Genomic DNA, 25,485 nt, shown 5'->3' with positions numbered 1-25,485 from the left:
GTTAGGGGTTAGGAATGTTAATTACTATTTGTCTTGTATCTTCCTGATTATAAGATTTTAAGTCAGGATAATTTTTGGCGAAATCTTCAAAGGTTTCTGATACAATACTTAAATTGGAATATTTCTTTGAAGCATCAATAAATGGCTTCAGATTTTCATTAGTTTCATCTATTCCACGATTGATAATCATTAATTGGAAACTTGGATTTTGTTCAAGAGCTTCGATAATAGCAGTAACTATATGTTTATCTCCGAAGCTGAACCCTATCGTTATGAGAAAAACATTATCCTTTCGGAGATTAGATTGGAACCTCGACATCATCTCGAAATACGGCTGTTCATAAGAACTTTCGTATTTAGACTGATGCGGGTAAATCATCAATGGGTTGTCAGGGTTTTCTTTCTGTATAATTTTGTTGTCTTCTTTTTCCCAATTTACAGAACCGTGTAACTTATACAAGTGAAAAACCTTTTGAATGAAATTATCTTCCTCTTTTACCCTGCTTTGATTTCGAGAAACAATATCATAATCATAATTACGTCCGCTAAATATTCTTGGTTGAGAAAATGAAAAGCCATCAATAACCACAAAATTGCTTTCACAAGCCGCCTGTTCAAACATCATATCGTAGTTCAATGTGAACAATTTAAATCGTGGTAGCGTAACCTTTCGTTTGGTTATTTTATTTAGTAAAAGCGTATGAGGTGAATTATCAGGTAAACTCAATTGACAAGCATCTTTGATAAAATCTTTAATCTTGTTTACACAATCTTCTATGTCAATATCGCCTTTAGGTACATAAGGAATAGCAGGGGTAGCCATAGAAAGAACTTTTTCTAAATTCTTCACTATTGTACCATCTTCCCATTTCTCTTCATAGCCAATCGTTTCAAGCAACTTGTTAAAAACATCAGTAGTCAAAAGGGCTTCCGCATCATCCCATAAATTAGCCATCGACTTACCTAATTTTTCATCCTTGCCCCAACCAATGGACGAGCCAGCCCCTGTGAGGAGTAATAAATTTTCAAACTGATTATTTAAAGTTTGAGAATACTTGTTCCTCTTTGTTGCAATAGCATAATCTATCCTGTTTTCAGTGCTTTCTTTGAAATCGTGAAGTTTACCGTCGATATACACTTTGACATCGGCATCATCACTATCATCATAAGCAACAGAACTGTTATTGTTGAGTAAAATATAATTCATACACTCATATTTTGTTTATTAAAACTCGTGTTTATAAGAAGTTTTCAAGGCACTGCCTTAACTATGTTTCAATTGATTTAATACTATTTTCAAAGCCTGTTTTCCTATTTCTTTATCGTCAATAAGACTTTTTATTTTATCAGATAACCACAAAATCAATAATTCATCTAATGGTACGTTCAGAAATTCAGCAAGATTTTCTAAATGCTTTCTTGGTAATAATCTTTCCTCATTTTCTACCTTACTGATAAAAGCATTATCCAATTCTAAAGCTGCCCCAACTTCTCTTAGGAACAACCCCTTACTTTCTCTCAATTCTTTTATATGTTTTCCAAATGCCATTTTGATTTTTTACGACTTGTCTAAAAAGTTCAAATTTACAAAAATACTTTTAATGAGTAGATAATTTAAGCCAACATTATGCCACTGAACGCCAAATACTTCCTTTGACTGCCACTTTAAAAGACTGCCTCCATTTCCATTAGACATTTGTGCCGTAAGCCCGTAAGGTACGGGATAATAGTAACAAATTAATCTTTTTCAAAAATGGAAAAACAGAGAAAAAAAGTTTTGCTGGCAGGCTTGGCAATGCTGTCAGGAATGGGTGCTTTTGCACAGGGAAACGGTTCGGCAGGTATCAACGAGGCTACCCAAATGGTAACGTCGTACTTTGACCCAGCGACCCAATTGATTTATGCGATTGGTGCGGTCGTGGGGTTGATAGGGGGTGTGAAAGTGTATAACAAATTTAGTTCGGGCGACCCTGATACAAGCAAGACGGCGGCAAGCTGGTTTGGTGCTTGTATCTTCCTGATTGTAGCTGCTACAATCCTACGGTCATTCTTCCTGTAAATCCCTTGCCTTATGAATAGTTACAACATTAACAAAGGCATCGGCAGGACGGTCGAGTTCAGGGGGCTAAAGGCACAGTACCTATTCATCTTCGCTGGTGGTCTGCTCGGCACACTCATCTTCGTGATGATATTGTATATGGCTGACGTAAGTAATTACGTCTGCCTGTTCCTCGGAGCTGGCGGTGCTTCGCTAATCGTATGGCAAACATTCTCGCTGAACAAAAAATACGGCGAACACGGATTGATGAAAGTAGGTGCAAGAAAACGACACCCTCGCTACATCATTTGTCGCAAGCCTGTACGCAGGTATTTAAAATTCACTCCTAAACCTAAAGCCGTATGAGAAATGTAGCTAAGACAGCCACATTGGAGAATAAGTTTCCTTTGCTGGCAGTAGAGAACAACTGCATTCTTTCCAAAGATGCAGACATTACCGCCTGTTTTGAGGTACGTTTGCCGGAACTGTTTACCGTAGCCTCTGCCGAATATGAAGCCATTCATTCGGCGTGGCATAAGGCAATTAAGACCTTACCTGATTTTACGGTAATCCACAAACAGGATTGGTATATCAAAGAGAGCTACGCTCCTGATTTGGCACAGGAAGACCAAAGTTTTCTTTCAAAGTCCTATCAACGCCATTTCAACGAGCGACCGTTCCTGAACCATTATTGCTATCTGTTCCTGACGAAGACAACCAAAAACAGAATGCGTATGCAAAGCAACTTTAGTTCGCTTTGCAAGGGTACGCTTATTCCAAAGGAAATCAATAAGGAGGCAATACACCGATTTATGGAAGCGGTCGCACAGTTTGAGCGTATCGTGAACGATAGCGGTTTCATAACCCTGCGACGTTTGACCGAAGATGACATCATCGGAACGGACGAGCAACAGGGTTTGCTGGAACAGTACCTCACGCTTTCGAGAGAAGCCGGAACACCAATGCAGGATATTGGCTTAGGTGCTGAAGAAGTGCGTATCGGAAACAAAAGATTGTCCTTGCACACTTTGTCCGATACGGACGACCTGCCAGCAACCGTTTCGGCTGATACCCGATACGAAAAGCTATCCACAGACCGGAGCGACTGCCGTCTGTCCTTTGCTGCTCCCGTAGGATTGCTATTGAGCTGTAACCACATTTACAATCAATACATATTCTTGGATAACAGTGAGGACAATCTGCAAAGGTTTGAGAAATCTGCCCGTAATATGCACTCTTTGGCTCGGTACAGCCGTGCCAACCAAATCAATAAGGAATGGATTGAGAAGTATTTAAACGAAGCACATTCGTTCGGACTATCTTCTGTAAGGGCACATTTCAACATAATGGCGTGGTCGGACGACCCTGCGGAACTCAAACAGTTGAAAAACGATTGCGGTAGTGCTTTGGCATTAATGGAATGTAAGCCACGCCACAATACTACGGACGTTGCAACGCTGTATTGGGCTGGAATGGCTGGCAATGCTGGGGATTTTCCTGCGGAAGAAAGTTTTTACACGTTCATAGAGCCAGCCTTATGCTTCTTTACGGAAGAAACCAACTACCACAATTCGCCCTCTCCGTTTGGGATAAAAATGGCTGACAGGCTCACAGGAAAACCAATCCATTTGGATATTTCCGATTTACCAATGAAAAGGGGGATTATCACGAACCGCAACAAATTCATTTTGGGGCCAAGTGGTTCGGGAAAATCCTTTTTTACCAATCATATGGTAAGGCAGTATTTCGAGCAAGGGGCTCACGTACTGTTGGTAGATACGGGTAACTCTTATCAGGGATTGTGTGAGCTGATTAAAGGAAAAACAAAAGGCGAAGACGGCGTTTACTTCACTTATACCGAAGATAATCCGATTGCCTTTAATCCTTTCTACACCGACGACGGTGTGTTTGATATTGAGAAAAGGGAAAGTATCAAAACTTTGATACTCACGCTTTGGAAACGGGACGATGAACCGCCTACAAGGTCTGAAGAAGTAGCGCTTTCCAACGCTGTTTCGGGTTACATCGAACGTATCAAACAAGACGATACCTACCCGTCATTTAATGGTTTCTATGAGTATGTAAAAGGCGATTATCGCAAGGTACTCGAAGAAAAGCAAGTCAGGGAAAAAGACTTTGATATTGCCAATTTCCTCAACGTTTTAGAGCCTTACTATCGTGGAGGAGAGTATGATTATTTGTTGAACTCCGACAAGCAATTAGACCTCTTATCCAAACGGTTTATCGTGTTTGAAATAGATGCCATAAAAGACCACAAGATACTCTTTCCGATAGTCACGATTATCATTATGGAGGTGTTCATCAACAAGATGCGGAGGCTGAAAGGTATTCGCAAACTCATCTTAATCGAGGAGGCTTGGAAGGCGATTGCGAAAGAGGGAATGGCGGAATACATAAAGTATTTGTTTAAGACAGTCCGCAAATTTTTCGGCGAAGCCATAGTCGTCACGCAGGAGGTCGATGATATTATCCAATCGCCTATCGTCAAGGAAAGTATCATAAACAATTCCGACTGTAAAATCCTGCTCGACCAGCGAAAGTATATGAACAAGTTCGATGATATACAGGCGATGCTCGGACTTACGGACAAAGAGAAAGGGCAGGTACTATCTATCAATATGAACAACGATGCCAGCCGACTGTACAAGGAGGTTTGGATAGGATTGGGCGGAACACACTCGGCTGTGTACGCAACGGAAGTTAGTTTGGAGGAATACCTCGCTTATACGACCGAAGAAACCGAAAAAATGGAAGTGATGCAACTCGCTTCCGAATTGGACGGTAACGTAGAACTAGCCATTAAGCATATCGCTATGCAAAGGCGTGACAATGTAAATCAATAGTAATTAACAATCAAAAATTTCAAGACAATGAAAAAGATGTTTTTAATGGCAATCACGGCATTAATGCTTGCCGTTGCCCCAAGTGCGAAAGCTCAATTTGTAGTAACTGACCCTGCAAATTTAGCATCAGGTATTCTCAACTCTGCGAACGAAATCGTACAGACTTCTTCGACCGTGAGTAACGTAGTCAAGAACTTTAACGAGGTCAAGAAAGTGTACGAACAAGGTAAGGAATATTACGACAAGCTCAAAGCCGTAAACAACCTTGTGAAAGATGCCCGTAAGGTGCAACAGACTGTTTTGCTGGTGGGCGATGTATCGGAAATGTATGTGCAAAACTTCGGCAAAATGATGAACGACCCGAATTTCTCCGCACAGGAATTGACCGCAATCTCAAATGGTTACTCGGCTTTGCTGAATGAAAGTACCGAGTTGCTAAAGGAACTGAAACAGATTGTAACCTCCACAGGCTTGTCACTAAATGACAAGGAGCGAATGGACATTATCGACCGTGTGTATAAGGAGGTCAAAGAATACCACAGCCTTGTCAGATACTACACGAATAAGAATATCTCTGTCAGTATCCTGAGAGCAAAGAAACAGAATAATACCAAACGAGTGCTTGACTTGTACGGAACTCCTAACCAAAAATATTGGTAGTTATGGAATTTCAAAATCTGCACGAAGTCCTACGCTCATTGTATGATGAGATGCTCCCACTGTCCGCCGATATGGCGGCAGTGGCTAAGGGCGTAGCCGGCTTGGGTGCTTTGTTCTATGTCGCCATAAAAGTATGGCAGGCATTGAGTAGAGCCGAACCCATAGATATGTACCCGTTGCTCCGTCCGTTCGCTTTGGGTATCTGTATTATGTTCTTTCCTACAATCGTGTTGGGAACAATCAATGCGGTGCTAAGTCCGGTGGTACAGGGTACTCACGCTATCCTCGAAAATCAGGTGATTGACCTCAATGAGCTACAACAGAAAAAAGACCTGCTCGAACGGGAAGCGATGCTCCGCAATCCTGAAACGGCATATCTCGTAGATAATGAGGAGTTCGACGCAAAGCTCGAAGAATTGGGCTGGTCGCCGGGCGACCTTATTACTATGTCAGGTATGTATATGGACAGGTTTGCCTACCAAACCGAACAAGCCATTAAGAATTGGTTTCGCAACCTGCTCGAAGTGCTGTTTCAGGCTGCTGCATTGGTCGTCGATACGATACGAACATTCTTCCTGATAGTCCTGTCCATACTCGGACCAATAGCCTTTGCTATTTCCGTGTGGGACGGCTTTCAGAGTACGCTCACGCAGTGGCTCACAAGGTATGTGAGCGTTTACCTGTGGTTGCCCGTCGCCGACCTGTTCAGCTCAATGCTTGCTAAAATCCAATCCCTGATTATCGAAAAGGATATACAGATGTTGGCTGACCCGACCTACATACCCGATACGGGTAATACCGTGTACATCATCTTTATGATTATCGGCATCGTGGGGTACTTCACTGTACCGACCGTAACAGGCTGGGTAATTCAGGCTGGTGGTGCTGGAAACTTTACCCGAAATGTAAACCAAGCTGCTATGAAAGCCGGAAATGTCGCAAGTGCCGGAGCTGGTTCTGCTGCCGGAAATATCGGAGGGCAATTGCTTAAAAAATAATGTAAAACGAATAATCATTTAACAATGGAATTTAAAACGCTTAGAAATATTGAAAACAGCTTCCGTCAGATACGTCTGTATGCGATAGTGTTTGCCGTTCTCTGTATTGGCGTGGTAGGATTTGCCGTGTGGAAATCGTACAGCTTCGCCAACGAGCAACGCCAAAAAATCTATGTGCTGGACAACGGCAAATCTTTGATGCTTGCCTTATCACAAGATGCAAGCATTAACAGACCTGTGGAAGCAAGGGAACACGTTCGGAGATTTCACGAACTGTTTTTTACGCTTGCACCTGATAAGAATGCTATTGAGAGCAATATGGCAAGGGCATTCAACCTTGCCGACAAATCAGCCTTTGACTATTACAAAGACTTATCGGAAAAAGGTTATTACTCCCGTATCATATCAGGAAACGTACAACAACGCATAGAGGTAGATAGTGTCGTGTGCAACTTCGACAACTATCCCTATTCGGTGCGGACGTATGCGAAGCAATTTATCATACGGTCGAGTAACGTAACACGCCGTAACCTGATTACCTCCTGCTATCTCGTAAACTCCGTAAGGTCGGATAATAATCCACAGGGATTTAATATCGAAAAGTTTGCGGTGGTTGAAAATCGGGATATCGAAGTCATTGAACGCTAAAATTTACGGATATGGATAAGCTACTTGATTTAGACACATTCGCAAAAACATTGACTGACAAAGGTTATGACGGATGTTTCCATACGGAAGCTGATTATCCGGGCAAAGTCAAAGAAAGTATCAACAGGTTTTTGGAGGCTTGTAAGAGCGGTACGGACAAACCGCTGTATGCTGATAGCATTTCGCTAAAAACATATCTCGAATGGAACGGAGATGACAAACCCTATACTGATTGCTATATGCGTGTGCGGTATGAAGACGGCAAATTCGATGTACAGAGTTTGGAAATTGAAAGGAAAGACCGTTACGGGCATTCAATGAAAAAATCGGAACTGACAAACCTTACAACGGGGTCGGTTCCGACCGCAAAGGAAGCCCTTGCCAAAGTCCTCGATACACCTAAACAACAGTTTTCTCCCCGAAAAAGAGGGTTTAAAATGTAGTAACCCTAAATAATAAGAGTATGAAAAAATTAAGGGAAAATATCGACAGGTTTTTTGACAGGCTGGACGAAAATTGGAGGACAATGCCCGTTCGCAAACAGCACCAATACACGCTATACCTGTTTGTGGGCTACCTGCTACTGACCGTAGGGGTTGTTGCAAAAGTGTGGTACGATACAAGCCAGTCAAAAAACGATATGCACATCGACCATATCGAAAACCCTGTCCTGAAACAGAACGAAAGCCCTGCAAGATTGCAGGACACATTAAAAACAATTTTAAAAAATCAGATTTATGAAAGAAAATGAAAAAAAGGTCAGTTTTCTCGTTGAGGGGGACGACCAAAACGGAGCATCAAATCTGCCCGAAGAAAAAAAGAACAATACCGAGAAATTGAAAAAGCCATTGATTTTTGGCTTAATGGGTATTGTTTTCGTGGGCTGTATGTATTTGATATTTAAACCGTCGGAAGACAAAAAGGAAATCGAAAACATTGGTCTGAACGATGCCGTTCCGCAAGCTACGGGAGCAGGAATGCCCGACAATAAGGGCAAGGCTTACGAGCTTGAAATGCTGGAACAAAAGGAGCAAGAGAAACGCAATGCTTTAGCAACACTTTCAGATTATTGGAACACGGACGATAAGGAAGAACCGATAGACGAATTTGCCCAGGAGGAAGAAAGCTACGGCTATGGTAATGGCGGTCGAAGTTCAGGGAGAAACGGGGGCAATCCTGCATTGAACAGCTACCGCAATATGCAAAGTACATTGGGGTCTTTCTATCAGGACGACAATTCGGAAACAATGGAACTCCGCAGACAGTTGGACGAACTCAAAGAGCAATTAGCGGAGCAAAATGTACCGAAACCAACAACCGTAGATGACCAGCTTGCATTAATGGAAAAATCGTATCAAATGGCAGCGAAATATCTTCCTGCCAATACGCCTGCAAGCTCCGCAGAAAATGCACCTGCAAACGGTACGGCAACAGGAACAACGGGGGCAAATCAAAAGGAGCATTTTGTGGCGTTCACTCCGGCAAGGAAGAACACCGTATCAGCCTTGTACCGTGAACCTACGGACAGTGCCTTTTTAGCCGATTGGAGCGAAACCCGAAATCGGGGATTTTATACTGCTGGTGCTAAAGAGCAAATTGTACAACCTAAAAACAGTATTAGAGCCTGCGTACACGATGCACAAACGGTAGTTGGCGAAACAGGCGTAAGGTTACGGCTGTTAGAACCTGCAAAAACGCCAATCCGTACAATCCCACAGGGAACGATTGTAACAGCTAATGCGAAATTTCAGGGAGGGCGTTTGCAACTCAAAATAACCTCTATCGAATTGGAGGGCAATATCATTCCCGTAGATATAACCATTTACGATTTGGATGGTCAGCAGGGTTTGTACGTTCCGTATTCCCCCGAAATGAATGCACTTACAGAAATGGCTGGCAATATGAGCCAGACAGGTGGAACGAGTGTAATGCTGACACAAAATGCAGGACAACAAGTCGCTGCCGATTTAAGTCGTGGCGTGGTACAAGGAATTTCGGGCTATTTCGCCAAGAAAGTACGCACACCAAAAGTCACGCTAAAGGCAGGACACCAAGTATTTCTTGTATCAAAACAATAATTGTATCACTCAAATATTTAGACAAATGAAAAATCTTTTTAAAACCTTTTGGGCTGTTGCCCTGACAATCGGCTTTGCCGTAACCTCTTTTGCACAAGATAGTGCGAATATCAAAACTCCGCTTGCTTTGGGCAAGATAGAACCCTACAAAATGGAAGTAACCTACGATAAAACTTCGCATTTGATTTTCCCTACCGCTATTCGGTATGTGGATTTGGGAAGTGAATACCTAATCGCAGGAAAGGCGGAAGATGCGGAAAACGTATTGCGTGTAAAAGCTGCCGTAAGGAGCTTTGAAACCGAAACCAATTTTTCGGTCATTACCAATGACGGACGTTATTACTCTTTCGATGTGTTTTACAGTTCCTATCCCGAAGCATTGAGCTATGACCTGCTGACGATGCAAAAGGCAGTTGATAAAGCCAACGGTAATGATGTGCTTTTCGAGGAACTCGGAAACAATTCTCCGTCTTTGGCAGGCTTGTTATTGGAAACCATTTACAAGAAAGACAAGCGTATCGTTAAGCATATCGGGGCTAAGAGCTTCGGTATTCAGTTTATCCTGAAAGGTATCTATATCCACAACGGCAAATATTATTTCCATACGGAATTGAGGAACAAAAGCAATTTGCCATTTGATATAGACTTTATCAATTTCAAGGTCGTGGATAAAAAGGTAGCTAAGCGTACCGTAGTACAGGAACGGGCATTGACACCGCTAAGAACTTACAAGCCATTAGAGGACGGAATTAACGGGAAATCTACCGAGCAAAATGTTTTTCTCTTAGACAAATTCACGATTGCCGATGATAAGGTTTTATTGATTGAGATTTTCGAGAAAAACGGCGGACGACACCAAACGCTTCAGGTCGAAAACTCGGACTTAATCAATGCCCGTGTAATCAGTGATATGCACCTGAAATTTTAGTAACCTTTTAAAGTAAGAACAATGAAAAAGTATATCTATACCGTGATGCTGCTCTTTGTGGCCATCACGGTAACACAGGCACAAAGAATGCTCCCTAAACAGAAAGGTTTGGAAATAAGCACAGGCATTTTGTCCGATGATAAAATCGGTAACGATTATTATATCAATGTCGGTATGACCGTAAACGGTAAAAACGGAAATTATCAGATATGGTCTTTGGAATATACACACCAATACCACGACTATAAAGACCAACGCATACCTCAGGAAACTTATACTGCTGAGGGCGGTTACAGTTTCTTCCTGCTGGGCGATGCCCGTAAGAATATCACGCTAAATGCAGGGATAATGAGCGTGGTTGGTTACGAGAGTATCAACAGAGGCGAAACGATGTTGTATGACGGTGCGAAGATAGTAAGCGAGGATAATTTCATTTACGGTGCAGGAGGTCGTCTGACCTTTGAAACGTATTTGTCTGACCGATTTGTACTTGTCCTGCAAGGACGTACAAAAGTCTTATGGGGAACTGACCTGCGACAGTTCAGACCGTCCGCAGGAATTGGTTTAAGGTTTAACTTTTAAAATTTGAAATGATGATAGCAATATTTAGTAAATTCAGAATAGGTATGTTGCCAATATACCTAATGTTGGCAATCCTGACAGGCTCAATTTCGTTGGTATCTTGTACCAAAGACGATGAACTCGAAATACAGAACGATTTCCCTTTTGAGGTCAATGTGATGCCAATACCTAAAGAGGTCGCCAATGGGCAAACGGTAGAAATCAGAGTAACGATAAAGCGGAGCGGTAACTACCAAAACACGCAATACTATCTCCGCTACTTCCAATTTGACGGACAAGGCTCGTTGAGGTATTACGATGAACCGCCGTATCTGCCAAACGATTTGTACCCGTTACAATCGGAGCAATTCAGGTTGTATTATACTTCGGCTTCTACGGTATCACAATCCTTAGAGGTTTGGATTTCCGACAGCTTTGGCAATGAGAAACAGATAAGTTTTCAATTTAACAGTAGCGATTAAAACGATAGCAAATTAGATAAGCAAAAACCGACTTTCAACAGGTCGGTTTTTTACTTTTTAGCAACCAATGTAAGGGGTTTTTGTTTAAATTTGCGGTATTATAAATCATATAGCTATGGATACCGTTACAGCTCAATTAGTGTTTGGTATTTTTGTTATCGTTGTTGCGGTTGTGCTTATCTATTGGATAAACCGCAGGAGGTTTTACAGGCGTAATGCTGCTGGTGTAGAAATGTTTTCGGGATATACTAAAGCTATATCTGTACGTTTTTTGGAACGTATAGGCAAGTTGTTTGCCTATGCTCTTATTATTCTCGGTGTGGTTTGTATTTGGACGTACAGCCAAATGAAAAAGGATAAGCAAGAAGTAAAGACAGAACAACCTGCTCAACGCTAATCTGTTCAATATTTTTCTAAATAAATCGGATAGCCCGAAATAAAATTTTATTGCAGATTGAGCTTCATCATTATATCGGTTTGTTCATCGTCGCCCAATCTGAAAATATGTTTGTCAAATTCTACAAAACCGTTCTTTTTGTAAAAGCTGATAGCTCTCGGGTTTTCTTCCCAAACACCTAACCAAACATAATCTGAATTTTTCCGATTGGCTATTTCAATCGCTTTTTCATATAAGATTTGTCCGACTTTCTTGCTGTGAAACTCCTTTAAAACATAAATTCTTTCGATTTCAAGGGCTTTTTCGTCTTTTAGTTCCGTTTGCGATATTCCGAAGTTGATTTTTAGATAACCTATAACTTTGGTTTCAGATAAGGCAAAATAGAATTCTGAATTTTCATTGCTTAACTCATCGGTTAGCTTTTCAATAGAAAATCCCTCCTCCAAATACTGTTTCATATTTTCCTCTGTATTGCTCGAAGAAAATGTTTCAAAAAATGTTTCCCTGCCTATTTTTTGTAGCTGTTCAATATCTTCTAATGTTGCCTTTTGTATTGATATATTTTCCATTGTAATAATCACTTATCTAAAACCACAAAATTACACAAATATTTCAAGCATAAAACGCCAAACACTGCCTTTCAAAGCCAAACCCTGCAACATTCCATAGTTCTGCAACAAGCATTAATATCTTCGACTTTGACAGAAAAAATGAGCAAAGATGGAAGTAATCGCAATAGAAAAATCTGCATTGGACGGAATGAACAATGAGCTAAGGGAGCTTTTGGAACTGACCGAAAACGCCACACAGAAATACACTCCGATTTTCAAAAAAGAAAAGTGGCTCGACAATCAGGAAGTCTGCTTGATGATGAATATTACTAAACGGACTTTACAGACCTATAAGGACAAAGGCTTACTGCCATATTCCAAAATGAACCGCAAGAATTATTATAAACTATCGGACGTACAGGCTTTGCTCGAAGCTGGCGAACCATACAATACAAATGACAATGGATTTACTCACGAATGAAACCAAAGAAATTATAGCCTATCAGGAAATGATAACACGGTTGCGAAACCGTATTGAGGATATACTGAAAAACTACCGTCCTGTAATGAACGGAGAAATCTTTTTATCAGGCGAAGATGTGTGCAAACTGTTACATATCAGCAAACGGACTTTACAGCAATATCGTGATGATAATATCCTGCCGTATATTCAGATTGGAGGCAAAATAATCTATAAAGAAAGCGATATTCTGACAGTCTTGGAACAGAATTATATAACGAATAAAACGCATTGATTGTAATTAATTTCGTTCCGACTATGTTTCAATCGGAACTACTTTAGTATATTTGTATTTGAAAATATAGACATTATTTAAAGTGTTTTTGCTTTAAAACTCGGTACTAAAAACTGGTAATTTTTCGTAACCCCGAGGCAATAAGTAAGAACGCTCACGCAATAGGCGTGGGCGTCCGCTTATTCGGGGTTCAGGGCGTACCAGTGCCTTAGTATCGGTAAGTGTGATTGCCTACGCTCTTTTTTTGGGTAGGTTCCACTAACAAAAGAAAAATTATCAGTTATGGACACAGGAAACAAACCCCACAAAAACAGTATTGCATTTATCAATGATAAAAGCCCTCTAATTGACATTATCTGCAATGACCTTACTGCTTCAGGAATTGAGATACTGTTCCGTTCGGAGAACATTCAGGACGGTTTAACTCAATTATCTGCTTTGACCGAACTCCCCAAAGCAATTATTATTGACCTCAACTTTGAGGATAAGAATGTGCTGGCACAAGTTCGGGAACTAAAGGCTAAATATCCAAGCATCAGATTAATTGGCTACGGAGATATTGATGATACAGATGAAACGGTACAGGCTCTTACGAAAATAGGAATAAAAAGCTATCTGCCTATTGGTAGCGATGCAGACGATTTTAAAAGAGTTATCGAGAAAGTATAAAATATCTGTCCTTAATAAAGCGACGTTCTTTTGCTTCTTTTCTTTGGTCGCAACGGAAAGAAAAGAAGTCCAAACAAGTACAACCTGTTTGATGAAATGTAGGGCAAGGGGTTTGTGTGGCGGTACATTTTGGCAAAGTGGTTGTACCTTATAAAATGCAAAAATGCGTTTCCGACCGAAGCGAGGAATTGCATTTTTGCCCGATTTTTCGGGCTTTACCCAACCTTTATCGGTTGGGTGCGGTAGTCTTTCAGATTGTGGAAAAATCCCCTGTATTCCGTCATTCCGTAGCGAAATAAATCCCAAAGTAAGGAGCAACCCATTTGAGCCAATGAACTATTGATAAATAAATCCTGCTTTTGCAATGCTTCGGCAAGTGAACAACTTGGCGTGTCGTCCTGTTCTTCGGATTGCTTCAGCAAGTCGCCAAATTCTTCGGTAACAAATGGCAGGCTTGCCACCGCTTCGTATTTTTGCGTATCGGGTTGTTTAATTTCTCCGATAGTCGATAGTAAAACTTGTCCTGTATGTTGGCTGTTCCCAAAGTCCAACCAATATTTTGGGGTATCTCGGTAATTTCTGCGGTTGCCCAATACGTTCAATATTTCAGCAACGCCAAAACGTGCCTGTACGTTATCCACACAAGTAATGGTAATGGTTGCCTGTGCTTCTTCGGGTATTCGTCCGAAATTGTTCCTTTCAAATTTTCGGGTTTCCGCTTTCCAATTTGTACCGATACAACGGTTTACACGGTTGATTAAAGCAACGGATTTGTACAGTCCTGTTTCGCTTTCAAAAAAACGCTGTCTGCCTAAATTGGCGGTCGTGATAATATCATCGTCCCACAACCTTACGGAAAGTCCTGCGTGTTCTAAAGCCGTCAAACTTTCGTTTATCTCTAACAAGGCTGTCAGAACTTTTGAGCCTGTGCCACCTGCTCCAATTAGGTTTACCGTAATCGGATTGGTCGGATTTAACAGATAGTTATCTGTGAAATGTACTTTTGTTTTCTCTGCGTTCATCTGAATAGATTTTTAAGGGTTTTACTGTTTGTTTTTAATACTTCATTCGGAAAGGGTTTGTTAGTATTAACAAGGTCTTTCCAAAGGCTTACAATATTCTGTTTTGTCAAATTACTGCACAATGAATGACTGAAATAGGAATTGAAAAAATAGTGTTCCCACGCCTGTATAAACTCCTCAACCGAAGCCGAATTTTTAATGTCAATACTTACCGTTCCCATACATACGTTGCCCTTTTCATAGATGTTGAAAAATGGGGCGTAATGCAAAGGCGTTTTTTCGGTTGGTCGCCTGTTGTTTGCCAAAGCAAATACAGTAAGACTGCTTTTACTCGCTAACCAAAGCATTGCAGGTACTTGTGCTTTTCCATTGGGAATTTCTAAACTATCCACAAAATACAGTTGCCTTTGCTGTGCTTTGGTGTACCATAGCACTGTGCCGTTATCATTGCTCGGATTGATATGCAGTACATTTGTAGGCAAAATTCCCTTTGGTTTTAAAAATGCCGTGTTCTTTTCTTCATCGGTCTGTAAACACCTCGCCAAAATATTGGCTTCTCTTACGGTCAATGGGTGGGCGTTGATTGGGTTGCCGTCCTTATCCATATCGAAATGCTCTACATAGCTTTCTTTGTCCGTGCCTTTGCTTTGATAAAAAACCAATGCAGATTTTGGAAAATAAAGTGTTCCGAAATTTGCGGTTATGTCTGTTAAATTGTTCATTGTTCTGCTGTTTTATAGTTTCGTAATAATATTTTGAGGTCGTCCAATAGGTCAAACAAACGGTTTTCAAAATCAAGGTTTCCTGCTGTTATTTTCTTGCCGTCAAAGACTTTGGTAATACTCGGTTCTTCCAATGCTCCCAACTCGTTAAAGTCTGAATTGATACTTTCGACAAGGCTTTCAAATAACCAACCTTTGGTATCTGCCACGAATGAAATGTACCTTTCCATTCCTACGTATTCGATACTGTCGTCATCGTATGGGTCTTGTTCGGGCATTGGTGCATTTCTGAAAATACTTGCGTTCGGGTATTCCGTGTATAGAGCAAAGACGTTACACGCTATCTGCCAACATTCTTTGTCGAATGTATCACGGCTATTAAATTGGCTCAAACGCTGTTCAAACTTATCTAAATTGGTGCGGTCAGATATTTCTAATTCCATTTTGTCGCCAATCATTTCGGATTGCTCAATCTCTTTTTTATTACATTCGCTTTCTTCCACTTCTCCGTATTCTGCCCAATCCTTATACATTTCGTATAACTCATACAGATAGGTGTTTTCGTTCCTGTAATACGGTATTCGGGCAAAATGGTATAAATAACTGCATACCGATAAAAGTAACTGTGCCGATTGCTTTCGCTGTTTGTCCTGCAACATTTTGAAAAGCGGTATTATAGGAATATAGAAAAGCGTTGTATTGGTTTTAAACCGTTCGTCAGTTACAAAATAGGTTTTCCTGCTGTCCTGTACCAATTTAAAGCCGTCCCAATTTATATTTGTCCGTTTCTGTTGGGTATTCATATCCCACATAGCCAATACAATATTGTAGGGAAAGGCGTATTCTTGTCGGGTCTGCATTGGCTCAATGCTGTAATGCTCGGCAAGTTTGGAAAGGGACTTATAAAAATCCCTTTCCGTTTTCTGACAAGCCTGTACGGATTGTGCCGTTTTCAGTTTAGGCAGAAACGTACACTTTAAAAAACCATTGGTAGCATTGCTATCGGTACGGATTTCCGTTTGTCTTTCCGCACTTGGTCTGCGTCCTTTGGTCTTTTTATCCATTGGGCAAACTCGCCTAACTGTCGGTGCAGTTGTTGTTGCCGTTTCTGTTCGGGGATGTTGATTATTCCCGCTATTTTGTTGCGTTGCATAGTTCATCGTTTTACGGTTTTAAATTATCCTTTCGTACCCATTACGCTCTCAAAACGGTACTCGACTACATCGTCTTTTATCTTCGGTGCTGATACCTTTGCGGTCGTCAGTATCGGGTACATATTGGCGTAATAATTCATTACGGCTTCCACGCTCCACCGTGCTTCGGGGTCGGTCAGTCTGATGTCCTGTCCTTTATCTTTGAGGATAAAAACTCTCGGTAATACTGTTGCTAATAACATAACTTTTGATTTTTGGGTTAATACTGTTCTGCTTCGTCTGTTTCGTCAATGGGATAATCTGCTGTAACTTCTTCCGCTTGTGTCGGAGCTTCTTCTGTTGCTCACATTGTTACGAAAAGGTCGGGTGTAGCAAACTTTGCAGATAGTGAAGATTTGCGTTTGCGTATCTCGTCCGCTTTTTCGGGAAACTCCGAAATGTCGGGTACTTTTATCCACGCTTCACGGAATTTGCCCTCTTTCTCTAATTCGTCAGCCTCTGCCATACCGTCTTTGTACTTCTTGTCTTTGGCTTCCTTTTCCTTTTTGAGTTTCTCGGCTTTCTGCTTTTCCGCTTCGGAATGCAGTTTGACGATTTCCATTTGCTTCATAAAGGCTTCCATATCTACCATTACGCCCGATATGGTTTTGATAGGTGCGGTTATCTGCTCAAAAAATCCCTCGTCAAACTCCTGCGGTGTGGCGTTGAATGTCAAAGGGGGAATGAGGTTTTTTGCACTATCTCCGCATTGCTCATTGTTGAGCAATACAGTTACGATTAGGTTGTTTTCCGTGCCTTTGGTTATTGTCAGTTGTAAATTACCTGTAAAATCCAACTGTGCTATCTGATTGAAAAAATTTGCGTTCATTGTTCTGAAATTTTAATGTGTTGTTACTTGTTCTTTGATTGCTTTTAGTTTCTCGTACATATCCGTCCAATAGGCTTTTTGCCGTTTATCGAACTCGGAAAAACTTTTGTCCTTGTGCCTGTACTCCTTGTAATCTGCCGTTATTCTTATGGCTTCGTCAAGGTCTGTAACTTCAATTAGGCAACCGTTTAAATCTGTTATATACATTGCTGTTCGTTTTTAATTTGTGATTTCTGCTATCTTGTCAATCCTGCCGTAGATAAAATTCCGTAGGCTCGTTTTATCGGGTGCGTTGTATTCGTGCCAACTTCCGTACTGTTTCACTACATAGGTTTTTAAAATATCCTCAAACCCAAACCGATAACCCATTAGAGGAATTGCTTTTCTGAAATAGGCGTTTCGGTTTACCGCTTCCGCAATCCAATTTTTATCGGCTCGGCTCAATTTCTCGCCCTTGTTCAGTTTTTCCCTTAACTGATAAGCCTTTGCGGTTTTCAGCGTTTCCAATTCGGGTATCTCGTGGCTGACAAATTTTGTTGCTATTGCTTTCGTTTCCATTGTAACTGCTTTTAAATGTTATGCGTTTATTCTTTGGTATAAACTCCGTTTACATAGTAGCCAAATGACTTTTCCCAAAGACGTACTAAACCGTCCGTGTCTATATAAAAATGCTCTGTACGATTGCAGTAAATAATAAATACGCTTTCGTCTTTGTACTTCTTTTCAAGGCTCTTGGCTCTTGCCAAATTTTTGGCTTCCTCTATGGTTGTCGCTTTCATAATTCAATTTTTTAGTAGGCTACCACCGATTAAGGCGGTAGCCTGTTGTTATTTAATTAAGGTTTAAGATTTCCGCACCGTCCAACGCAAAGGCGGTACATAATTCAAATGCTTTCTGCGATTTCAGTTGAGCTGTTCCGCCCATTACGATACTCTGTAACTTGGCTTCGCTATCCCTGTAATTGCGAACATTCTGAAAGTAGCCTGTAACGGCATTGTACGCTCCGAACAGTGTACCTTTTGTAGTTTCCATTTGCTGTGTGTCGCTCATCATAGCGTAGCCAAATGCGTCATCTACGGTGTTTTTGAACACGGTGGAAACTTCATCTTCCGCACCTTTTTGGAGTAAATCAAGGGTTTCTTTATTCGGGCAAAGTGCCAACTGTATCAACTTTTTAACTTCTCGGTCTGATACTCTGACCTTTGCCCAATCGTTGAAAATGCCCTGTAATTGGTCGCTCAAAGTGTTGGCTAATCCCATAATCTTGTGAGCATTCTCGATACGTTGTTTTGCTCCCGAAGTGTGTTTGATACGCACTACATTGGTCATATTCCGCAAACTTGCGTTTAAGGTATTTTGGCATACGATACGGATAGGCGTAAATGCTGCTGTAATACTTCCGCTTCCGTCGTGGCTTGTGGTTAGGAAGATGTATTTTTCCGTAACATCATCGCCATTACCTACACGGATATAATCGGGTAATTTAGCTGTAATGAAAATCCGTTCCCCTTTGCCCAATGCTCCTGCGGTTTCGTATAAAATACCGTCCCCACCGCCTACGATAGCATCAAAGAAATTAAATGCTTCTCTGTTCTGTACGATGTGGTAATCTTTACCGACTACGCCCAAAACTGCATTGTTATCGGTGCGTATGTTGGCGAAATAGTTAGGTACTTCCAATTCGGTACTGCCTAACTCAATGCCCTGTGCGGTTTCGATAAATCCCGAACCTTTGGTAAATAGTGGGGATTTTACAACTTCGTAATCCAAACCTGCGTGTTTTATAGCTTCCTCGCTTGTCGGGTATTGCTCCACGATTTGCCCCAAACCGTGCCACGCTTTTTGCTGTACTGTGAAAAAACTGTACTTTCCTGTTCTCTCGTTGAAATTTAGATTGTGTGCCATTTTGATAAAATTTTGATGTTAAAAAATGATTGAATACTTGTTTTAGAATGGTAGGTCGTCCTCTGTTCCCTCTGCTGTAAATCCGTCGTTTTCAGATTGTGCAGTAGCTTGTACGGTTTCGGCTCTGTTACTACCTCCGTGCAATTTGATTTGTGAGGTATGGAAATTCAAACCTGCTCTCGCTTCTCCGTCTTTGCCTGTCCACGCCCTTGTGCTTACTCGCCCTGTGAGTTCTACCAAAGTGCCTTTTGTCAGTAGCCTTGCCACGTTTGCACTAATCCAATAGGCACAATCGAAGTAAGCCGTTTGCTCTACCCATTCGCCCTGCCTGTTTTTGTAGCCGTCATTTACCGCTACGGAAAAGTTTACTACCTGTTTTTCGTTCGACAATGTGCGTACTTCCGCATTTCTTGTCAGTCTGCCTGTGATGTTCATTTTTTCTGATTTTTAGTGATTGATATTTGATTTAATTTTTTTTGATTTATTCGGTAATGAGAGGAGGTGCTGTTTCGTTTCATTACCATTTTCAATGCTTATAATTTTCATAACTGACATTTTTTTTATTCGTCCAAAGAGCCGGAGTATGCTATGTTTCGTTTCACGAGCATAAAAGGTTCGTGTTTAGGCGACACAAGGTTTTGGAAAACAAATACTACCCAACGGGTGGAGATTTTTTTCCAAACTTGCTTGACCTTTTGGCGGCGTTAAGAACACGGAAATACCTTTGCTCTTGAAATGGGACAATAGTGCATACAGGCTTCTTTGAATAAAAGAGAATGTGGAAGCCAGGAAAATTGCATTAGAAAATGGTCTGTCTTGAATTGAAATAATACTTTCTATTTCCCTGAATAGATAAATGTTTTAGTGGTTGTAGTGTGGCTCTCAAAGCCACACCTAACAGGTATTTTAAAAATGCCGGAAAGTGGAATGAGCGGAGGGGCGTTTTTCAAATTTCTGTTTCAGAAATAGCCGAAAGCTCTTTTACAGCGAGGGATTGGAAAGGGAGGTAAATGTGCTTTGGCTATAAAAAGTTAGGGCAAAAAAAAACAGAGCCGTCAAGCTCTGTTAAAAAAAATGTTTATGAATTTAATTAGATAGCCATTAAAAATGCTTCTTCCATTGCTTTAAATTTCGGAGTTACCAAATCCATATCCTTACTGATTTTTTGGCTGGTAATCTTCGCATAAATCTGTGTCGTAGATATATTTTTATGCCCCATCATTTTGCTAAGACTTTCGAGAGGTACGCCCTCGGTCAAAAACATTGTTCCGAAAGTATGCCTTGCCGTGTGGAAAGTTACTTTTTGCTCCGTAATAATTTCTGCATTTTCAATCAGCTTAGCGACGTGCTTATTACAAGTAGCATTGGTTGGGATAGGGAATATAAACTCATTACGGGTTGTGCCGATATACTTCTCAATGATACGTTTTGGAATATCCATTAACCGAACATTGGAAGAAACATCTGATTTCTTTCTCCGACTGATAATCCATTGATGCCCGTCAAAGAATGATTGTATATTGCTTCTTTTTAATTTCTTAATATCTGCATAGGCAAGCCCTGTAAAACAACTGAAAATAAACAGGTCTTTTACAACTTCATACCGTTTGTGCGGAGGCTTACTAAGCATTAGTTTCTCAACGTCCTCTTTCAATATGTAACCTCGGTCGGTTTCCTCCATACTGATTTCGTAATCCTCAAAAGGATAATCACGTATCAGCCCTTTTTTAATGGCTAACTCCGCCAAAGCCAAAACAGGCATTGTGTACACCCAAATAGTATTATGGCTTAATTGTAAATCGTAGCGGAGGTAAAAATCAAACTCACGGATAAAATCGTTATTCAATTCACGAAAAGCCATATCTTCCCGATGATAGCGTAATTGTATAAAGTTTGAAAGATGATTGTAGACATAAAGGTACTTATCGTAGGTACTTTGCGAACGTTCTCCTTTATCAACTAACTTTTTAAACTCATCGTTTTGGTCGTTGAAAACTTTTAGTATAGCATCGTCCATTACACCAACGCCCAAAAAGGCGAGCTTCACTTTTTGCGAAGTGGCAAAGCCCTCGTGTTTGAGCATATCTTCGTAAATCGTATCAATACGACCTCGAATGTTGTCTAATTTCTTGTTTACTTTTAATGCTTCTGCACTTTTGCCTAAAACTCTACCGAATTTTAAATCCCAATTTTCTGCGTTAATTTCTAACTTTGTTCCGAAAGTTTTAGCTACTCCGTCAATGGTAATACGTGCCATAATCGGAGCATTACCGTTCTTTTTTGGTTCGTTCTTTTTCAGGTAGAAAAGCAATTTAAACGTTGACCTTTTTGTCTGTTCCATAACCACAATGTTTAATGTTTAAAATTAAATTACATTGAGTTACAAGGAAACATAAAAATGAGTGCAAAAGACTGAAATATAAACAGTTAGATTTGGGTAGTTACCAACTGAATTGGTAACGATTTAGGAACCTAACTTTGTATTTTCAAGCCCAAAACCTATCGGACAGAGAGTTCTCAAAAAGGACTACACTTTTATAAAGCATTGTATAATAACGGGTTTAACCGTTTTGCTTATCTTTGCATTTTAATAATCTTTTTTGTCTAAAAAATTTGACAAGGCGGAACTCGGCGAACTTCAAAAAGAATTTGTAAAAAATAAATATCTGCAAGATGGCAAGCTTCTTATTCGTCAGGACAGTACGGACAAGCTCTCAGCTCTCAAGGGTGATATACTTAACCAAATACGAAGCAGTGAAAATGAAGTGGATGGCAAGGATGCTAAAATTATGAAGCTTGAAAAAGAGCTCGCAGATATGCGTTTTGATAATGTGCAAATCCTAAAAGAAACCAATGCGCTTTTTCCCTCGGTTACTTCCATAGGTGTATATAAAAATAACATTGCGATTCAAAAAGACAGTGTCATTCCAATAACGGCAGTTGTTTATGAAACTTCCGCTAAGCTGGACAAGGAGAATAAAGAAAGGTTTAGGAAATGGCTGAAAGAAAGGCTTTCGGTAAATAATTTGAACCTCTACAGTAAAGACGGTAATTGATTGTCTGATAATTTTAGAGTATTTGTACAACTGAACACTTTATTGAAAGTAGATAGGAATTTAAAACAAAAAGTTTAAATGACTATATACCGGTAGGTTATATAAATGTTCAAATTCTTTTTTGTCTTCAAAAATGCTGGTCTAAAAGTTGTCTTTTTTTATTACTTTTATTTGCACAACAGTCCTATCTATGAAAAAGTACTTCAGCATCTTTATACTCTTTATTTCTTTAAGCGCTTTTGCCCAGGATCCGGTGAAAGATAAGCAGATCAAGCAGGCGCAGGAGAGAGAAGAACAGGAGCGTATCAAGGAAGTTTTAAGCAATGATAAAACTACCAATATCCGTAAAGTGGAAGAAGATCAAAGAAAAAAAGATTCCATAAACGCTACGGTAACGGTAATCGACTCCTTATACAGGGAAGATCAGTTTTATATTGGATTGACTTATGATTTGTTACAGAAGAGGCCAGATGGCGTAAGTCAGAACTCATTTTCTTCCGGACTTCATATCGGTTTTTTAAGAGATTTCCCATTGAACAAAAGAAGAAATGTTGCCATAGGTATTGGTTTGGGCTATTCGATGAACGATTACAGGCAGAATATAAAAATCACTGAAGTTGACGGAAAACCTTTTTATGAGGTGGTTAACGAAAATGATGTGAATTTTGATAAGAATAAATTTGCACTCCATTATATAGACCTGCCAATCGAATTCCGATGGAGGACTTCAACAATTCAAAGCCACCGTTTTTGGAGGATATACACAGGATTTAAGCTCAGCTGCCTAGTGCTTAACAAATCAAAATATGTTCAAGGAAACGAAAAAATCAGAATTTTTGGCAATGATGATTTTAATAAACTGCAATATGGAGCCTATATCTCCTTCGGTTATAATACGTGGAACTTCCATGCGTATTATGGCCTGAATTCGCTGTTTAAATCGGATGCTAAAATCGATGGAAAATCAATCGATATGAATACCGTGAATGTTGGACTGATGTTCTATATCCTATAACCAGAAATAAAGAAGCGCTATCTGAGGTAGTGTCCCTGACAAAAAGCCCGCAATCAATTCTTTGGTATCATGAGCCTTCATCGACAATCTTGATGTGGCCACAACTCCGTTTAACAACACAAAAAATGCAACGAGATAGAGATGGTTGGTCTGCGTATGAAGGCTAAATCCTATCGTAAAAACGGTAATCGCACTAATAGCAATCATGTGAATGCTTGCCTTCAGGTTGATAAAAATAAAAAGAAAAGCCAGAATCGTACTGACCAAAGCTCCAAAGAAAAAGTAATAAAGCTCAGGAATAAGCTCAATTCGGATGCTTTGCGTTATCAGGATATAAAGCAGTATTGTATTTACAACCAAAGGAATTCTACGCTGCGAAATTTCCGAAAGCATAAAAGAATTGGCTTTGCCCAATGTCATCAGAAAATAAAATATTGAAATCGGAATCAGTATTGTCAGGATGATGACCTGTATCGTAATCAAAAAGACTTCCTGATAGGGATGGTATCGATCTGTCAGGAAAAAATAGAGCAGGACTGCATATACCGAAATAAACATCGGATGGAACACATAGGAAACTATAGAAAGCAGTTTTTTCACTAGCTATATTTTCTTCCTCATTCGGGCAACAGGAATATCCAATTGCTCTCTATATTTTGCAATCGTCCTTCTGGCAATCGGATAGCCTTTTTCTTTTAATATGTCGGCCAATTGATCGTCAGGAAGCGGTTTCTGCTTGTCTTCTTCTTCAATGACATTCTGCAATATTTTCTTGATTTCCAATGTAGAGACATCTTCACCCTGGTCATTTTTCATAGCTTCGGAAAAGAATTCCTTAATCAGTTTTGTACCATAGGGAGTTTCTACATATTTGCTGTTTGCCACACGCGAAACCGTAGAAATATCAAGACCAATCATGTCGGCAATATCTTTTAGAATCATCGGTTTCAGCTTGGTTTCATCGCCATCAAGGAAATATTCCTCCTGATAATGCATGATGGCATTCATCGTCACAAATAAAGTTTCCTGACGCTGACGAATAGCATCAATAAACCATTTGGCAGAATCCAATTTTTGCTTGATGAACTGCACCGCTTCTTTCTGTTGGTTTGATTTGTCACGTGATGCTTTGTAGGTCTGCATCATTTCCTGATAATCTTTAGAAACGTGTAGCTCTGGAGCATTTCGTCCGTTTAAGGTTAATTCCAGTTCGCCATCGACAATACGGATCGTAAAATCAGGAACAATGTGTTCAATCATTTTGTTGTTTCCAGTAAAAGCACCGCCCGGTTTTGGGTTTAACTTTTCAATCTCATCGATTGCTTTTTTCAGCTGGTCTTGGGAAATACCATATTTTTGGAGTAATTTATCGTAATGCTTTTTGGTAAAAGATTCGAACTGATTTTCCAAAATATCAATAGCCAAATCAACAGATTCGGTAGGTGTTTTATGTTTTAGTTGCAGTAAAAGACATTCTTGCAGGTCACGGGCACCCACTCCGGAAGGCTCTAATTCGTGGATAATATGCAGGATTCTTTCCACGTTTTTCTCATCGGTATAAATACCTTGAGTAAAAGCCATATCGTCAACAATATCAGGAACACTTCTTCGAATGTAGCCCATATCGTCAATGCTTCCCACTAAAAATTCTGCAATTTCACGCTCCTCATCATTCAGTATAAAAGTATTCAACTGATTGATAAGGTCCTGATGGAAACTCACAGGTGCTGCAAAAGGCATGCTGCGGTCTTCATCATCATCACTATAATTATTTGCCTGTAGTTTATAATCAGGCGTTTCGTCATTACTTAAATATTCGTCGATGTTGATATCTTCAGCATCAATTCTATCATTGTCGAATTCATCATAATCGTCATAATCCTCGTTTTCGAATTCGTCTCTTTCATATTCATCCTCTTCCTTTCCAGCTTCCAATGCCGGATTTTCAACCATTTCTTCTTTTAATCGTTGTTCAAAAGCTTGCGTAGGCAATTGGATTAGCTTCATCAGCTGGATTTGCTGTGGAGATAATTTCTGGGACAATTTAAGTTGTAAAAACTGCTTAAGCATCTATTGAGTTATTTGGTATTTATAGTTCAAATTTAAACATTTTC

34 protein-coding genes are annotated in these 25,485 nt (G+C 40.2%); 18 read left to right on the top strand and 16 right to left on the bottom strand.

Annotated elements, in window-relative coordinates; all coding sequences use genetic code 11:
• Nucleotide 1 precedes the first annotated feature (1 nt).
• The gene (locus tag FJA49_RS10400) at nucleotides 2-1,207 is read right to left on the bottom strand and encodes an SIR2 family protein (RefSeq protein WP_123852517.1); all 1,206 of its coding nucleotides are present in this window, start codon (nucleotides 1,205-1,207) and stop codon (nucleotides 2-4) included.
• Nucleotides 1,208-1,264: 57 nt separating this feature from the next.
• Nucleotides 1,265-1,549 (bottom strand): helix-turn-helix domain-containing protein, encoded by a 285-nt coding sequence (locus FJA49_RS10395; RefSeq protein WP_002979433.1) that lies wholly within the window; start codon nucleotides 1,547-1,549, stop codon nucleotides 1,265-1,267.
• Between the two features lie 204 nt (nucleotides 1,550-1,753).
• Here FJA49_RS10395 and FJA49_RS10390 point away from each other — a divergent pair, with 204 nt between their 5' ends.
• The 13 genes from FJA49_RS10390 (at nucleotide 1,754) to FJA49_RS10330 (ending at nucleotide 11,654) form a co-directional block, all read left to right on the top strand.
• Complete coding sequence (locus FJA49_RS10390; RefSeq protein ID WP_123852518.1) at nucleotides 1,754-2,059, top strand: DUF4134 domain-containing protein; 306 nt, start codon at nucleotides 1,754-1,756, stop codon at nucleotides 2,057-2,059.
• Between the two features lie 12 nt (nucleotides 2,060-2,071).
• The gene (locus FJA49_RS10385) at nucleotides 2,072-2,404 is read left to right on the top strand and encodes a DUF4133 domain-containing protein (RefSeq protein ID WP_123852519.1); all 333 of its coding nucleotides are present in this window, start codon (nucleotides 2,072-2,074) and stop codon (nucleotides 2,402-2,404) included.
• A complete protein-coding gene (locus FJA49_RS10380; RefSeq protein WP_123852520.1) occupies nucleotides 2,401-4,902 on the top strand; it encodes a TraG family conjugative transposon ATPase in 2,502 nt (833 codons plus the stop codon). Before FJA49_RS10385 ends, FJA49_RS10380 begins: the two co-directional genes overlap by 4 nt.
• A 45-nt stretch (nucleotides 4,903-4,947) precedes the next feature.
• The gene (locus FJA49_RS10375) at nucleotides 4,948-5,562 is read left to right on the top strand and encodes a DUF4141 domain-containing protein (protein WP_372487774.1); all 615 of its coding nucleotides are present in this window, start codon (nucleotides 4,948-4,950) and stop codon (nucleotides 5,560-5,562) included.
• A gap of 2 nt (nucleotides 5,563-5,564) precedes the next feature.
• On the top strand, nucleotides 5,565-6,560 hold the full coding sequence (gene traJ, locus FJA49_RS10370; RefSeq protein WP_123852521.1) for a conjugative transposon protein TraJ: 996 nt from the start codon (nucleotides 5,565-5,567) through the stop codon (nucleotides 6,558-6,560).
• Between the two features lie 24 nt (nucleotides 6,561-6,584).
• Nucleotides 6,585-7,208, top strand: coding sequence for a conjugative transposon protein TraK (gene traK / locus FJA49_RS10365; RefSeq protein ID WP_002979441.1), 624 nt, complete (start codon nucleotides 6,585-6,587; stop codon nucleotides 7,206-7,208).
• Nucleotides 7,209-7,219: 11 nt separating this feature from the next.
• Nucleotides 7,220-7,651 carry a hypothetical protein gene (locus FJA49_RS10360; protein WP_123852522.1) on the top strand — a complete coding sequence of 144 codons (432 nt, stop codon included), beginning with the start codon at nucleotides 7,220-7,222 and terminating at the stop codon, nucleotides 7,649-7,651.
• A gap of 20 nt (nucleotides 7,652-7,671) precedes the next feature.
• Nucleotides 7,672-7,959, top strand: coding sequence for a hypothetical protein (locus FJA49_RS10355; protein ID WP_024564681.1), 288 nt, complete (start codon nucleotides 7,672-7,674; stop codon nucleotides 7,957-7,959).
• Nucleotides 7,946-9,286 (top strand): conjugative transposon protein TraM, encoded by a 1,341-nt coding sequence (gene traM / locus FJA49_RS10350; protein ID WP_123852523.1) that lies wholly within the window; start codon nucleotides 7,946-7,948, stop codon nucleotides 9,284-9,286. Before FJA49_RS10355 ends, traM begins: the two co-directional genes overlap by 14 nt.
• Before the next feature lie 25 nt (nucleotides 9,287-9,311).
• A complete protein-coding gene (gene traN / locus FJA49_RS10345; protein WP_123852524.1) occupies nucleotides 9,312-10,214 on the top strand; it encodes a conjugative transposon protein TraN in 903 nt (300 codons plus the stop codon).
• Between the two features lie 21 nt (nucleotides 10,215-10,235).
• Nucleotides 10,236-10,796 carry a conjugal transfer protein TraO gene (locus FJA49_RS10340; RefSeq protein WP_123852525.1) on the top strand — a complete coding sequence of 187 codons (561 nt, stop codon included), beginning with the start codon at nucleotides 10,236-10,238 and terminating at the stop codon, nucleotides 10,794-10,796.
• Between the two features lie 11 nt (nucleotides 10,797-10,807).
• Nucleotides 10,808-11,257, top strand: a complete 450-nt coding sequence (locus FJA49_RS10335; protein WP_123853034.1) for a DUF3872 domain-containing protein — start codon at nucleotides 10,808-10,810, stop codon at nucleotides 11,255-11,257.
• 115 nt (nucleotides 11,258-11,372) lie between these two features.
• On the top strand, nucleotides 11,373-11,654 hold the full coding sequence (locus FJA49_RS10330) for a molybdenum ABC transporter permease (protein ID WP_123852526.1): 282 nt from the start codon (nucleotides 11,373-11,375) through the stop codon (nucleotides 11,652-11,654).
• 47 nt (nucleotides 11,655-11,701) lie between these two features.
• Here the strand turns inward: FJA49_RS10330 and FJA49_RS10325 are convergent, their stop codons facing one another.
• Nucleotides 11,702-12,223 (bottom strand): GNAT family N-acetyltransferase, encoded by a 522-nt coding sequence (locus FJA49_RS10325; RefSeq protein ID WP_123852527.1) that lies wholly within the window; start codon nucleotides 12,221-12,223, stop codon nucleotides 11,702-11,704.
• A gap of 151 nt (nucleotides 12,224-12,374) precedes the next feature.
• Between FJA49_RS10325 and FJA49_RS10320 the strand changes: the two genes are divergently transcribed.
• The 3 genes from FJA49_RS10320 (at nucleotide 12,375) to FJA49_RS10310 (ending at nucleotide 13,629) form a co-directional block, all read left to right on the top strand.
• On the top strand, nucleotides 12,375-12,686 hold the full coding sequence (locus tag FJA49_RS10320) for a helix-turn-helix domain-containing protein (protein WP_123852528.1): 312 nt from the start codon (nucleotides 12,375-12,377) through the stop codon (nucleotides 12,684-12,686).
• Nucleotides 12,667-12,960 (top strand): helix-turn-helix domain-containing protein, encoded by a 294-nt coding sequence (locus FJA49_RS10315; RefSeq protein WP_123852529.1) that lies wholly within the window; start codon nucleotides 12,667-12,669, stop codon nucleotides 12,958-12,960. The genes FJA49_RS10320 and FJA49_RS10315 overlap by 20 nt, the downstream gene beginning before the upstream one ends.
• A gap of 282 nt (nucleotides 12,961-13,242) precedes the next feature.
• Nucleotides 13,243-13,629 (top strand): response regulator, encoded by a 387-nt coding sequence (locus FJA49_RS10310; RefSeq protein ID WP_123852530.1) that lies wholly within the window; start codon nucleotides 13,243-13,245, stop codon nucleotides 13,627-13,629.
• A gap of 215 nt (nucleotides 13,630-13,844) precedes the next feature.
• Here the strand turns inward: FJA49_RS10310 and FJA49_RS10305 are convergent, their stop codons facing one another.
• The 11 genes from FJA49_RS10305 to FJA49_RS10250 form a co-directional block, all read right to left on the bottom strand.
• Nucleotides 13,845-14,651 (bottom strand): PRTRC system ThiF family protein, encoded by an 807-nt coding sequence (locus tag FJA49_RS10305; RefSeq protein WP_123852531.1) that lies wholly within the window; start codon nucleotides 14,649-14,651, stop codon nucleotides 13,845-13,847.
• Nucleotides 14,648-15,373 carry a PRTRC system protein B gene (locus FJA49_RS10300; protein ID WP_123852532.1) on the bottom strand — a complete coding sequence of 242 codons (726 nt, stop codon included), beginning with the start codon at nucleotides 15,371-15,373 and terminating at the stop codon, nucleotides 14,648-14,650. Before FJA49_RS10300 ends, FJA49_RS10305 begins: the two co-directional genes overlap by 4 nt.
• A complete protein-coding gene (locus FJA49_RS10295; protein WP_123852533.1) occupies nucleotides 15,370-16,533 on the bottom strand; it encodes a hypothetical protein in 1,164 nt (387 codons plus the stop codon). The genes FJA49_RS10300 and FJA49_RS10295 overlap by 4 nt, the downstream gene beginning before the upstream one ends.
• A gap of 17 nt (nucleotides 16,534-16,550) precedes the next feature.
• On the bottom strand, nucleotides 16,551-16,769 hold the full coding sequence (locus FJA49_RS10290; RefSeq protein ID WP_123852534.1) for a PRTRC system protein C: 219 nt from the start codon (nucleotides 16,767-16,769) through the stop codon (nucleotides 16,551-16,553).
• A gap of 101 nt (nucleotides 16,770-16,870) precedes the next feature.
• The gene (locus FJA49_RS10285) at nucleotides 16,871-17,395 is read right to left on the bottom strand and encodes a PRTRC system protein E (RefSeq protein ID WP_123852535.1); all 525 of its coding nucleotides are present in this window, start codon (nucleotides 17,393-17,395) and stop codon (nucleotides 16,871-16,873) included.
• A gap of 12 nt (nucleotides 17,396-17,407) precedes the next feature.
• Entirely contained in the window at nucleotides 17,408-17,602 is a 195-nt protein-coding gene (locus FJA49_RS10280) for a hypothetical protein (RefSeq protein WP_123852536.1), read from the bottom strand.
• A gap of 12 nt (nucleotides 17,603-17,614) precedes the next feature.
• Nucleotides 17,615-17,953, bottom strand: a complete 339-nt coding sequence (locus FJA49_RS10275) for a molybdenum ABC transporter ATP-binding protein (protein WP_123852537.1) — start codon at nucleotides 17,951-17,953, stop codon at nucleotides 17,615-17,617.
• A 26-nt stretch (nucleotides 17,954-17,979) separates the two neighbouring features.
• Nucleotides 17,980-18,174, bottom strand: coding sequence for a DNA-binding protein (locus FJA49_RS10270; protein ID WP_123852538.1), 195 nt, complete (start codon nucleotides 18,172-18,174; stop codon nucleotides 17,980-17,982).
• Between the two features lie 52 nt (nucleotides 18,175-18,226).
• The gene (locus FJA49_RS10265) at nucleotides 18,227-19,300 is read right to left on the bottom strand and encodes a DUF932 domain-containing protein (protein ID WP_123852539.1); all 1,074 of its coding nucleotides are present in this window, start codon (nucleotides 19,298-19,300) and stop codon (nucleotides 18,227-18,229) included.
• Between the two features lie 42 nt (nucleotides 19,301-19,342).
• On the bottom strand, nucleotides 19,343-19,735 hold the full coding sequence (locus tag FJA49_RS10260; RefSeq protein ID WP_123852540.1) for a single-stranded DNA-binding protein: 393 nt from the start codon (nucleotides 19,733-19,735) through the stop codon (nucleotides 19,343-19,345).
• Nucleotides 19,736-20,390: 655 nt separating this feature from the next.
• Nucleotides 20,391-21,641 (bottom strand): site-specific integrase, encoded by a 1,251-nt coding sequence (locus FJA49_RS10250; protein ID WP_123852541.1) that lies wholly within the window; start codon nucleotides 21,639-21,641, stop codon nucleotides 20,391-20,393.
• Nucleotides 21,642-21,900: 259 nt separating this feature from the next.
• On the opposite strand from FJA49_RS10250, the gene FJA49_RS10245 reads away from it, so the two are divergent.
• On the top strand, nucleotides 21,901-22,356 hold the full coding sequence (locus tag FJA49_RS10245; RefSeq protein WP_233590119.1) for a hypothetical protein: 456 nt from the start codon (nucleotides 21,901-21,903) through the stop codon (nucleotides 22,354-22,356).
• Between the two features lie 190 nt (nucleotides 22,357-22,546).
• Nucleotides 22,547-23,371: a porin family protein gene (locus tag FJA49_RS10240; RefSeq protein ID WP_140000882.1), complete on the top strand. Its 825-nt coding sequence runs from the start codon at nucleotides 22,547-22,549 to the stop codon at nucleotides 23,369-23,371.
• Here FJA49_RS10240 and FJA49_RS10235 read toward each other — a convergent pair.
• Together FJA49_RS10235 and rpoN are read right to left on the bottom strand one after the other, a co-directional pair.
• Nucleotides 23,366-23,971 carry a hypothetical protein gene (locus FJA49_RS10235; protein ID WP_140000881.1) on the bottom strand — a complete coding sequence of 202 codons (606 nt, stop codon included), beginning with the start codon at nucleotides 23,969-23,971 and terminating at the stop codon, nucleotides 23,366-23,368. The two genes, FJA49_RS10240 and FJA49_RS10235, sit on opposite strands and share 6 nt — an antisense overlap.
• Before the next feature lie 3 nt (nucleotides 23,972-23,974).
• Nucleotides 23,975-25,441 carry an RNA polymerase factor sigma-54 gene (gene rpoN, locus FJA49_RS10230; protein ID WP_140000880.1) on the bottom strand — a complete coding sequence of 489 codons (1,467 nt, stop codon included), beginning with the start codon at nucleotides 25,439-25,441 and terminating at the stop codon, nucleotides 23,975-23,977.
• Nucleotides 25,442-25,485: the final 44 nt, after the last annotated feature.

The organism is Flavobacterium microcysteis (assembly GCF_006385255.1).
GTDB lineage: Bacteria > Bacteroidota > Bacteroidia > Flavobacteriales > Flavobacteriaceae > Flavobacterium > Flavobacterium microcysteis.
Note: the sequence above shows the minus strand (reverse complement) of the source record. Positions and strands in the feature narration are given on the sequence as shown.